The 10,965-nt window shown below is 73.9% G+C and carries 11 protein-coding genes; all 11 read right to left on the reverse strand.

The annotated features are described in order from the left end of the window. Position 1: 1 nt before the first annotated feature. From KUA19_RS12370 to KUA19_RS12420, 11 genes are read right to left on the reverse strand one after another with little or no spacing between them, the layout of a single operon-like run. Complete coding sequence (locus tag KUA19_RS12370) at positions 2-1,117, reverse strand: Stk1 family PASTA domain-containing Ser/Thr kinase (protein ID WP_217396102.1); 1,116 nt, start codon at positions 1,115-1,117, stop codon at positions 2-4. Then, a complete protein-coding gene (locus KUA19_RS12375) occupies positions 1,114-1,575 on the reverse strand; it encodes a phage tail protein (protein WP_217396103.1) in 462 nt (153 codons plus the stop codon). The genes KUA19_RS12370 and KUA19_RS12375 overlap by 4 nt, the downstream gene beginning before the upstream one ends. Then, complete coding sequence (locus KUA19_RS12380) at positions 1,565-4,114, reverse strand: putative baseplate assembly protein (RefSeq protein ID WP_217396104.1); 2,550 nt, start codon at positions 4,112-4,114, stop codon at positions 1,565-1,567. The genes KUA19_RS12375 and KUA19_RS12380 overlap by 11 nt, the downstream gene beginning before the upstream one ends. Then, complete coding sequence (locus KUA19_RS12385; protein WP_308167418.1) at positions 4,111-4,506, reverse strand: GPW/gp25 family protein; 396 nt, start codon at positions 4,504-4,506, stop codon at positions 4,111-4,113. The genes KUA19_RS12380 and KUA19_RS12385 overlap by 4 nt, the downstream gene beginning before the upstream one ends. Then, a complete protein-coding gene (locus KUA19_RS12390) occupies positions 4,503-4,841 on the reverse strand; it encodes a hypothetical protein (protein ID WP_217396105.1) in 339 nt (112 codons plus the stop codon). The genes KUA19_RS12385 and KUA19_RS12390 overlap by 4 nt, the downstream gene beginning before the upstream one ends. After that, on the reverse strand, positions 4,838-6,325 hold the full coding sequence (locus KUA19_RS12395; RefSeq protein WP_217396106.1) for a phage baseplate assembly protein V: 1,488 nt from the start codon (positions 6,323-6,325) through the stop codon (positions 4,838-4,840). Before KUA19_RS12395 ends, KUA19_RS12390 begins: the two co-directional genes overlap by 4 nt. Continuing rightward, the gene (locus tag KUA19_RS12400) at positions 6,322-6,960 is read right to left on the reverse strand and encodes a CIS tube protein (protein WP_217396107.1); all 639 of its coding nucleotides are present in this window, start codon (positions 6,958-6,960) and stop codon (positions 6,322-6,324) included. The genes KUA19_RS12395 and KUA19_RS12400 overlap by 4 nt, the downstream gene beginning before the upstream one ends. Further along, positions 6,948-8,435, reverse strand: coding sequence for a hypothetical protein (locus KUA19_RS12405; protein WP_217396108.1), 1,488 nt, complete (start codon positions 8,433-8,435; stop codon positions 6,948-6,950). The genes KUA19_RS12400 and KUA19_RS12405 overlap by 13 nt, the downstream gene beginning before the upstream one ends. After that, on the reverse strand, positions 8,416-8,910 hold the full coding sequence (locus KUA19_RS12410; protein WP_217396109.1) for a phage tail protein: 495 nt from the start codon (positions 8,908-8,910) through the stop codon (positions 8,416-8,418). Before KUA19_RS12410 ends, KUA19_RS12405 begins: the two co-directional genes overlap by 20 nt. 1 nt (position 8,911) lies before the next feature. After that, the gene (locus tag KUA19_RS12415; protein ID WP_217396110.1) at positions 8,912-10,135 is read right to left on the reverse strand and encodes a phage tail sheath family protein; all 1,224 of its coding nucleotides are present in this window, start codon (positions 10,133-10,135) and stop codon (positions 8,912-8,914) included. A 2-nt stretch (positions 10,136-10,137) separates the two neighbouring features. Beyond that, positions 10,138-10,833 carry a hypothetical protein gene (locus tag KUA19_RS12420; RefSeq protein ID WP_217396111.1) on the reverse strand — a complete coding sequence of 232 codons (696 nt, stop codon included), beginning with the start codon at positions 10,831-10,833 and terminating at the stop codon, positions 10,138-10,140. Positions 10,834-10,965: the final 132 nt, after the last annotated feature.

The raw sequence follows: 10,965 nt of genomic DNA on the forward strand, positions 1-10,965 counted from the left end.
GTCAGTGCTCCAGGTAGACCCGGACGGTGCCGGCGGTGGTGGCGGTGCCGTAGTCGTCGAGGACCTGGACACTGATGGTGACCCAGCCGTTGTCGCGGACGTTGTTGACCGTGTCGTAGTTGGGCTTGGGCAGCGCCGGGGTGAACTGCCGCTCCCGCGAGATCTGGCTGGACACGGCCGGGGTGAGGCTGCAGACCTCACCGACCACCGACCGGGTGCAGCGTTCGAGCTGCACCGAGACCAGCCAGCGCACCGGCCACGAGTCGGGCTGGGTCCAGTTCAGCGTGGGCATCCGGCCCGGCGGGACGCTGGAGTTGTTGACCGGCACGGAGATGACCGGCTGCGCCGCGGCCGCCGAGATCCCGAGGTCGACAGTGCTGCCCTTGGCCGCGCTCGCGCCACCCGGCAGTGACTGGCGGGTGACCGCGCCGGGGCCGCGGGAGTTGTCCCAGCCGTACTGGACCGTGCCGGGCACGAAACCGGCCTTGGCCAGGGCCGCCTTCGCGTCGGTGAGGTTCAGCCCGACCAGCTTCGGCACGGCGGTCATCGGCACCGGTGAAGGGCTGGCGCTGGGCTCGACCGACGGGCTGGCCGACGACTGCGGGGCGACCGCCTGCGGGTCGTCGCCCGGCCACACCAGCCAGGTGATCACACCGATGACCAGTACGGCCAGCGCGGCGGCGACCACGATCCACCACGGGAACGGCTTCTTCTCCGGCGTCGGCGGCGCGGGCACGACCACGGCGACGCGGCGGCTGAGCACCGAGTTCTCCTCAGGCGCGTCACCGGCCTCGGCGTCGCCGAAGGTGCCCGGGGCCGGGGGAGGGGTGAGTCGGGCCTGGAACTCGTAGCGTCCGGCCGGGGCCGTCTGCGGCACGTTGATCTTCACGACCAGTGGCGCGGTGGCCCCCGGCCGCGGGCGCGGGTAGTCCTCCACGGTGAACCAGGCGGCGTCGGTGTCGGTCCCGGTGTGGAAGTCGATGCCGGGTCGGCCGGTGCGCTTGGTCTGGTTGGTGATGGTGAAGGTCACCTCGGCAGCGCGGTCCTGGCCCAGTGCCACCTCCGGCGTCGACGTCGTGATGATCCACTTCTCGTTCTTGTCGGTCTTCTCGCTCATGGCAGTTCTCCCATCTCGAAGGTGGTGGCGGCCGGTTTGTCCAGCTCGACGATGTGCCGAACCTGCTCGGCCAGTACGCATTCGGCGGGAATGCGGACGATCAGGTGGAACGGGCGGTCGGCCGCCTCCTCGATCTCGATCTCGGTCAGGCCGGTGGCGATGACCACCGCGGCCTTCAGCCCCTCTCGGGTGCCGCGCCACTGCGCCAGCGCGGCACCGTGTGCGACCAGGTCCCGACCGCTGCCCAGGTGGTCGACCGACACCCAGCGGGCCAGGAACGGCACCAGCCGCTCCGGGCAGCGGTACGGGTGGAACAGGTCCTCGACCGCGTCGAGTCGGGCCTCGCTGCTGTCGTGCAGGCCCTCCATCACGTCCAGCAGCGCCCAAAGCACCCCGGACGGGTGCATGGTCCGCTGGAACACGGCCGGGAGCATCCCGGCGATCGCGTCACGCCGCATCGTCGGTCACCACCTCGATGTCGTGGTCACCCGAGACCAGCAGCCAGGTCGGCGGGATCGTGACGACCTGCCGCAGCTCCTTGCTGGCCGCCGAGCGCCACAGCCCCGCCCCGGCGCGCACCTGCACGCCCCGGTTGCCGCCCACGAACACCTCGCCGCCTGCGGCGACGGTCCGCACCGGCTCGAACCGGGTCCGGTCGCGCAGCGGCAGGCCGCAGTTGACCGACGGCGACTCCCACTGCGGCGTGGCGGCGGTGGTGTCCAGCTGCAGTACTCCGCCGCTCTGGCTGGCGGCGTACGCGACCCCGTCGGTGAAGTCCAGGCCCCAGCAAGTGCCGCCGGTCCACCCGGCCGACATCTCCTGCCAGCGGACGTCGGCCTCGAACAGCCGCGCCCGGTAGCAGCCCTTGCCGGGCTTGCGCGGGTCGGCCATGCCGGTGCCCACCCACAGCACCGTGTCCGGGCCGTCCAGCTGCACCGCCAACGCCCGGGTGTCGGTGCCCGCGAGCCCCACGTGCTGGAACGTGCCGGGTTTGCCGCCCGCGGTGGACAGGTACACCCCGTAGCTGGTCTCGGCGGCCAGCGCCACGCCCCACACCCCGCGCTCGGACACGAACGCCCGCACCGAGTTGAAGCCCCGGTCCTGGTCCTTCTGGTCCACCACGATCTGCAGCGGCACCGCACCGTCCACCAGCGACATCTCGAACAGTCCCGCGTCGGAGGCCAGCAGCAGCGACACCGCCTCGTCCCGGTCGATCCAGGCCGCCTCCAGCACCACGGCGTCGAGCTCGGTGAGCTTGCGCCAGGTCTCGCCCAGGTCGGCCGACACGTACACCGAGGAGCCGCCCTCGTCGGTGTTGGTGACCACCGCGACGGTGCCCGGCCGTGCCGTGACACCGGGGCGGTCGGCGCCGGGCGCGGGCAGCACCTGCCGGACCGTCTCGCCGGGCAGCTCGTTGACGAGCTCCCAGCCCTGGCCGTCGTTGGTGGACCGGAACACCTGGGCGCCACCGCCGGTGTACCAGGTGGCGGCCTGATAGTTGTCGGCGGCGAGCGAGCTCGTCACGCCGGACGGGGCGTGGTCGAGCACGAACCGCACGTCGTCGACGTAGCGCACCCCCGGCTCGGCCTGCTCCAGGATCCGGTACACGTTCGAGGCGCGCAGCGGCTCGCCGAACGTCCAGCCCTCCACCGTCGCCGGGGCGGGCAGTGGACTGATGGCCTGGTAGAGGCGGTCGTGGATGCGGCGGCGCACCGCGTCGAGGTCCTCCTGGCGGCCCACCACCACCCGGCCGCGCACCGCCACGGTCTTGTACCGGGCCCACGTCGTGGTCACCGACGTGCCCAGCGCCCGGCGGCGGTCCAGGTCGGCCTGCGTACGCAGCCGCACCTCGTCCAGTTGCCGCTCCAGCAGCGCCGCCACCGGCAGCCGCCAGCCCGGCCGGGCCGCCTCGGGCACGAACGGCACCAGCGTCACCTCGACCTCGCCCGGCCGGGCGAACGACCACATCGCCGCCCGGGTGAACGCCCGCGCCCGCGCCACGGCGGGGGAGTCGGTGGTGGCCAGCAGCTCGAAGTCGCGCGCGGTCACCGCCCGGTGCAGGCTGAACAGCTCGTACGGCCCACGCCGGGCCACCGCGTCGACCGGTTCGAGGTCGCGCCCGCCCCGGGCCGGTTCGGCGTTGGTGACCCGTACCCCCGCGATCGGATCCCGCAGTGTGGTCAGCGCGCCCGCGCCGACGTTGCCGTGCGAGCCGCCGCCGGTGCGGTACCAGATCCGGATCTCGCGGTGCGCGCCCGGCACCGCACCAGGTATCGCGGCCTGCCCCGTCGCCCCGTCCAGCTCCGGCGCGAACGTGACCACGCCCGCTGCCGGGTCCAGCAGGTACGCCCGGTCGGTCGGCCCCAGCCCGGCGAAGCTCTCCACCCGCTGCCAGATCTCGAACACGCGACCCTGGAACTCCCGCGCCGCCCCGTCGACCGGCCCGGCCGCCTGCACGCCGAGCATCACCTCCAGCGGCTCACCGGTGGTGGCCAGCGGGGCGCGGTCGCAGCGCAGCACCTGTCCGGGCAGCCCGGTGCCCAGGCCCAGCAGCTCCCCGTCGACGAGCTCGCAGTGGTACGCCCGCACCCGCGTCTCCGTCGCGCCCTCGGCGACCGCCGCCGGGACGGTCGTGGTGAACACGACCGGCTGCGGGTCGGCGCCGCGCGCGGCCACCACCCGCGTCCCGGCCGGGATCACGATCCGCTCGGCGGTGTCGGTGCCGGTCCGGCTGAACGTCAGCTCCACCCAGGCCGCGGCGGGCGGCCGCCGGGTGACCCCGAGCAGGTTCAGGAACTCCAGGTACGCCTTCTCCGGTAGCCGGTTCAGCCGGAACAGCATCACCTCGGTCAGGTACGCGAACGCCTCCAGCAGCGCGGCACCCGGATCGTGCACCGACAGGTCGGTCCAGTCCGGCGACGACCGGCGCACCCGCTCGCGGGCCTCGGCGACGAGGTCGGCGAACGTGCGGTCGTCCAGGTTCGGCACGGGGATCATGGCTGTTCTCCGAGGTCGAGGGGGTAGTCGAGGACACCGGTGGCCAGCGTCTGGCGGACCCGGTAGCGCAGGTGCACGTTCAGCCGGGACGGGATGTCGGGATCGGGGTCGGCGTCGACCTCCTCGATCTCGACCCGCGGCTCCCAGCGTTCGATCGCGTGGCGGACGTAGTGGATGGCCAGACCGGCGGTGGTCTGGTCGTTGGGCGCGAACAGCAGCCGGTGCAGGTGCGAGCCGTAGTCGGGGCGCATCAACCGCTCACCGGGCGTCGTACCGAGCAGCAGCATGATCGCCTGGCGGATCGCGTCGTCGCCGTGGACGAGCGCGACCCGACCCGCGGCCGAGGTGACGAGCCCGACGGGCTCGGAGAAGCGCAGCGATGTCGCGTTCACGCGGAGACCTCCACGAAGGACTGGCCGGGGATCCGGACCTGGTAGTGGACCGTGCCGGGCACGGTGCCGTCGGTCAGCCCGTCGAGGTTGTCCAGCACGACCGCGTGCCCGTCGACGCGGATCCAGTCGCTGTAGCCGGTGAACACGCGCAGCGTCTTCACGCAGGGCTTCATCGTGGCGCCGATGTTCGGGCAGCGGACGATCGCGCGTCCCTCCGGGTCGTCGTCGACCAGCACCGGGTCGCCCGCGATCTGCACCCAGTGCTGCGACGGGTTGTTCTGGACCTTGCCGTCGTGGTCGCAGCGCACGTCGGCGGTGGAGACGATCGCCTTCACAGCGGGTTCACCCCCGTGGGCAGGCCCGGGATCAGCGCCCGCTCGAAGTCGACGCTGGCGGCGCGGATGGACATCTTGTGACCCGGCGCCTCGATGACCAGGTCGGTGCGGGCCAGCAGCCGTACCACGTTCGGCGCCAGCTCCAGGCGGCTGCCGTCGGCGTTCGTGAGCGTGATCGACTTGTCGACGTCGTCCACGACGACCTGCTGCCCACCCGCGCTGTGCAGGGTCCAGCGCTTGACCGCGCCGCCCTTCACCCCGGTGTCGGGCGGGGTCTGCGGGCCGAACACGGCGCCGAGCACGATCGCGTCGGCGGGGTCCTCGCGCGGCAGCGCCAGCACCACCAGGTCACCGGGGTCGGGCAGGACGACCACGCCCTTGCCCGGCCCGGCGCCGGGGCACAGCACCGGCAGCCAGCCCAGGTCGAGTTCACCGTGTCCGGGCAGGACCACCCGGACCCGGCCCCGGCCGTCGGGGTCGTCGACCGCGGTGACCCGGCCCAGCGCGATCGCCGCCGCGGTCTGCTGCGGCAGGCCTTCGGGCGCCTCGGTGCCGAAGACGGTGCGGTAGCCGTCGGCGTCGATCGTGTGCACGGCCGTGCACACCGGATAGACCCCGTCGACAGCGTCGTCGACGCCGCTGACGCCGATGGCCCGGCCGGGCCGTACCGTCACGTCGCCCTGGCAGGTGCCGCTGACCGCGAGCGCCCGCGCGGCGCCCCGGTCGACAGCCGCCTGCGCGGCCTCGGCCTGGTGCCCGACCGGCTGGTCGATGAGGGTGCGGTCGGCGCCGGCGGCCAGCCCCGGCGGCGGGGTCGCCGAGCCGGGACGGTAGCCGGGGCCCGCGGCCCGCTCGGTGGTGAACTCGCCCCGGCTCGGGTGCCAGCCGTACGCCGTCACCGCCGACAGCGCCCGGTCGGCGTGCCCGGCGACGCGGCACTGCCACAGCGTGTCGCCGAACTTCAGCTCCACCGCCGAACCGCGCGGACGCAGCGTGTCCACGACCAGGGTGCGGCCGTCGAGGTGCAGGTAGCGGCCCAGCCGTGCGGCGGTACGCGACAGCAGGTCCCAGTCGGTGGCCCGGTGCTGCACCACCCGCTCCAGCGGCGGCCCCGGGTCGGGGCAGCGCACGGTCAGCCCCAGCCCGGCGGTGAGTTCGCGGGCCAGGTCGGCCAGCGTCACGTCGGTGAACACGCGGGGCCGCTGCCGGGCGCGCAGCCGGTGCAGCACGTCGTGGGCCACGACGGTCCAGCCGATCTCCGAGCCGGGGCCGCGGACCAGCTCCACCGAGCCGACGTCTCCGTCGAACAGCGGCTGCCCGTCGAGTTCGAGCTGCAGCCGGGACCCGAAGGGCCAGCCGTTGCCCGCCTGCACGGTCAGCTCGGCCTGGGTCGGCAGCGAGATCCGGTACGCGACGCGGGCCGACAGGACCCGGCCGGGGACGGGCACGCCGTCCAGGCGTACCGACAGCTGAGGAATGATCATGACGGCACTCCCAGGACGGAACCGGCGGGCACGGCCAGCGGGTTGCTGACGCCGTTGTGTTCGGCCAGCTCCCGCCACCGGGTCGGGTCGCCCAGCGCCGTGGCGGCGAGCAGGTCGAAGCGGACCCCGGCTCCGCCGGCGCCGTTGCCGGTCACCTGGACCGCGGCGGCCGAGGTGCGGGTCGGCGGCGCCGCGGGTTCGCCCTCGGTGCGCACCAGCTTCAGCCGCAGCCACGAACGCCGCGGCGTGCCGGACGCGTCGATGGCGTCCAAACGCTCGGCCACGTTCACCACCACGCCGGGCAGGTTCCAGCTTTTGCCCCATACCAGCCGGACCAGCGGCAGGCGGCCGTCGCCGTTCTCGGCCAGGTGCCACAGCCGCCCGGTCAGCTCGCGTACGTCGTCGGGTCGGTGCGCGGGCTCCACCAGGTCGACGTCGAACAGCAGGTCGAGCACCAGTTCGGTACGGCCGCCGCCGGTGTACAGCAGCGCGTCGTCGACCCCGGTGCCGACCACGGCGCCCGGCAGCGCCGCCGGGCGCACCCCGGCGAGTCGCCGGATCACCAGCGTCTCGGGGTTGACCAGGCAGTCGATGCGCTCGCCGGTGGCGTCGACGAGGAAGGCTATGCGTTCCACTGCTGCCCCTCCTGTTCACGTCGCAGTCGGTGGATCCGGTCGGGGTCGGGCGTGGACGGATCGGGGGCCACCCACAGCGCCGTGTCGTCGAGCAGGTGCGGCCACGGGTCGGCGACCGTTGCCGGGCCGTCCAGCGACGGCCACGGCGCCTCGGCCGCGGGACCGGTGATCATGGCGGCCCCGGGCGGCCCGAGCCGCTCGGCGTCGTGCGGCCAGTCCTGCCGCCGGGCCCGCGAAACGGCCGGGTACGCCGGGTACGAGGGCTGCGCCGCTCGGCCCGGCCCGGGGCGCACCGGCTGCGGACCGGGCGTCGCGGCCGACCCCGAAGCGGTGGCGGACTGCCCTGGGGCACGGCTCGACCGCCGCCCCAGAACGGCGTCGGTCCACGCGTCCGCCGTCGGGCCACGCCAGGATTCGACCGCCTCGAAGGCCCGGTCGTCCTGTGTCGAGACCTCCGGGCCGTACGACGGCGCGGGCCACCCGGAAGTGTCCGAGTGGACGCGGACGGCAGCCGTCCTGTCGCGGTCCGCCGTGGCGGCGGTACCGGTACCGGACCCGGTGAGCCGGTCGTGCCGAGCTTCCCCCCTGCCCTCCCTGCGCGGCCCCGGCAGGTCGTCCACCTGGGATGACCCGGGTGGATCCGCTCCGGGCGGGGTGCCGGGTGTCGCCGGGGCCGCAGCCGCCCGCCCGCCGAACCGCGTCGGCCAGGCAGCGTCCTGCGAGCCCGGCCACCCCGACCGCCCGCTGACACCGTCATGCTCCGGTGACCCAGGTGTCCCGAAGCCATGCTCCGTCGCGGAGCCCGTCCGCTCGGTCGCCAGGCTGACGGGCTCGTCGCCGACCACGGCCGGGCCGGGACGGCGATGTGCCTGACCAAGCCGCTGCTGCTCGACCCGGTGACCCTCGCCCGCAGGCGAATCAGCCGGGCTGTCGATCCAGTCCGGCAACGGCCGTGGCTGGGCCGACGCGTCGTCGGCCCATCGGGCCGGTGCAGCAGCCGTCTCCGCCTCGACCCGCACCGCCTCAGCGGCCATCGCCTGGGCGGCCACCGACCGTGGCGGCAGTTGGGTCGTTCCCGGACGGACGGCCGGACAGACCGAACTCGGCTGCCCCGAGTCCCGCGCCCGCACCGGGTGCGGCGGCCGGACGGCCTGCGCCACCGGGCGGGGCGGCCGGACGGCCTGCGCACCCGGTTGAGGCGCCGCAGGCCGGGCCGGTCCGGAACCGGTTCCGGACCCGGACGGGTCCAGGTCGGCGGCGCGTCCGCCCAGCCGGTCGGCGGTCGGCGGTCGGAGTCCGGCGGTCGGGTCGTCGGCCCCGTCATGCCCGAAGGCATCGGCCTGGTCGGCGGGGTCGGCGACGTACACCAGCGCGGTGCCGTCGGCCGTCACCGCCAGGGTCCGCCGGGCGGCGGCGCCCCTTCCCGCGAAGAGGCGCCGCAACCAGCCGACGAGATCACGCAGCCGCGCCGACACCGCTGGTCTCCCGCTGGAGGCCGTCGTGCGCCAACACCAGCGTCTCCACCGCCAGCTCGCGGCTCATCGCGTCCAGCGGCGAGCCGTACCACTCCTGGGGCCAGGCGTTGACGAGGTTCCAGCGCAGCGCTTCGGCCGAACCCGAGCTGTCGAGCATGACGATGGAGACGTTGCGGCGGCTGACCCGGCCCTCGACCGCGGTCATCAGCCAGTCCCACAGCTCCGCCGACGAGGTGAGACCGAACCGCAGCGTGACCGGCTGGTACGTGACCCGGCCGGGGATGGCCCGCACCACCGAGTTGTTGCCCGCCTCCCGGTAGGCGATGGTCTCGACCTTGATGCCGAGCCCGCCCACCTCGGTGAAGTGGCCCTCGGTCACGTTGTTGATGAGCAGCTTGAAGTTGTACGCGCGATACGGGTCCACCAGGTTGCCCGGCTGGGCGGCGGGACGCGCGGTTGCGGTGACCTCGGGCATGTCAGGCTCCCTGCTCGCCGCCGGTGCCGGCGGACTGGCTGATCTTGAAGATGACGAACTCGGCCGGCTTGACCGGCGCGATGCCGATCAGGGTCACCACCTGGCCCGCGTCGCGGACCTCGGCGGGATTGGTCTCCTCGTCGCACTTGACGAAGAACGCCTCCTGAGGCGTACGGCCCTGCAGCGCGCCGTCGCGCCACACCCGGGTCAGGAACGCGCCGATGTCGCGGCGGATCGACTTCCACAGCAGGTTGTCGTTGGGCTCGAACACGATCCAGCGCGTGCCGTCGCCGATCGACTCCTTGAGCATGTTGAACAGTCGCCGGACGTTGAGGTAGCGCCACTCGCTGGCCGAGGCGGCCAGCGTGCGGGCGCCCCAGATGCGGATGCCCTCGGCCGGGAAGTGCCGGATGCAGTTGACCCCGGCCGGGTTCAGCACGTCCTGCTCGGCCTTGGTCACCCGGTACGACAGGTCGACCGCGCCGCGCACCGGCTCGTTGGCCGGGGCCTTGTGCACGCCTCGGGTGGTGTCGGTGCGCGCCCACACCCCGGCCACGTGGCCGCTGGGCGGGGTGCTGGTCATCTCGCCGGTCAGCGGGTCGCGTACGACCAGCCAAGGCACGTAGAAGGTGCCGTAGTCGGACTGGCGCGGCCGCAGCCCGCTGTTCTCCTCGACCGGCGCGACCTGCGACTCGCCCTCGGCGCTCGCACCGGCCTTGCGGGGCGGCTTGGGCAGCGTGACGCCGCCGACGCGGGTCAGCCGCTCGACGTCGCCGGTGTGCTCCGGCCCGTCGAGGATGGCCATCCGGTCGCCCATCAGCTCGCAGTGGGCCAGCAGGTCCTCGTAGGATGCCGCGTCGGTGTAGCCGGGCGCCGCCACGATCGCGATCTCGTCGATCGCCTCCAGCAGCCGCAGCCCGGACCGCTGGCGGCCCTTACCGGCCAGCGGGTGGCCCGTGGCGATGTTGACGACGTAGCAGCGGCCGCCGCCGTTGTCGAAGAAGCCGTACACGGCCCGCGACAGCGGGGTGCTGGCGGTGCTCTCGCCGACGAACACGCGCACGAACTCCGACCAGCTGTTGACCGCGACGGCTTCGTCGCGGCGGGCGGTCGGGTCGGGTGCGGTGCCGACGAACCCGGCGGTGCTGGTGCCGACCGATTCGATCGGCCTGCTGCCGCCGGACACCTCCTCGACATAGATGCCGGGAGAGGAGTACACGGGCATTGCTAGACCTCCAGGATCTCGCAGGTGATGACGACCGGGTCGGCCGACACGGCCGCGACCTCGGCGGACAGCTGCAACCCGCGGCCGGTGACCAGCAGGCGCAGCGGGCGGTCGGCGGCGACCGCGGGCAGCGTGAAGTGACCGTTGTTGTCGGTGTACGCGGCGGCCGTCTGATCGGCGACCGCCACCCGCATCCGCGCCAGCGGCACTCCGTCGACGGTGACGACGCGGCCGTTGAGCGGCCGCAGTGCCGTCGTCTCCAGCCGGGGCGGCTGGGTCACCCGCGGCACGTACGGCGCCGCCGTGGCCAACTGCACCGGCACCTCGCACAGCAGCGCCATGCGCAGCCGTGCCCCCAGGGCCGGCCACAACGTGTCCGGCACCGCCTCGGCCAGCAGGTACGGCACCCCGGCCGTGAGCACCCGGTCGAGCACCTCGACCGGGGTCGTCCCGGGACCGTCGGCGTGCAGCAGGAACCGCACCCGCAACCGCAGCGGATCACCGGCGCGTGCCGGTAGCGACTCCGGCAGCACCGCGTACGGCCATACCGCAAGCCACGGGCCGCCGTACGCTCCGGCCTGCACACCTTGCACAGCGCCGGGGTGTTCGACCTGCACGGCCACATCGACCTCGGCCAGGCTCGCCAGCAGCAGCGCCGACGCCCGGGCCAACGGCCCCGGCTCCTGCGTGTACCGCATCTGTCCACCTCCGCCTCGCCTCGTGCCGGGCGGCACGATCGCGAAACAGAGCGGGCGGCGGCGGGCGCTGATACAGCCGTCGATGTCAGCTGCGCGACGCCGCCGCCGCCGATATCCGACGCGGATGATGGG

The sequence above is a fragment of the Catellatospora tritici genome, assembly GCF_019083965.1.
GTDB lineage: Bacteria > Actinomycetota > Actinomycetes > Mycobacteriales > Micromonosporaceae > Catellatospora > Catellatospora tritici.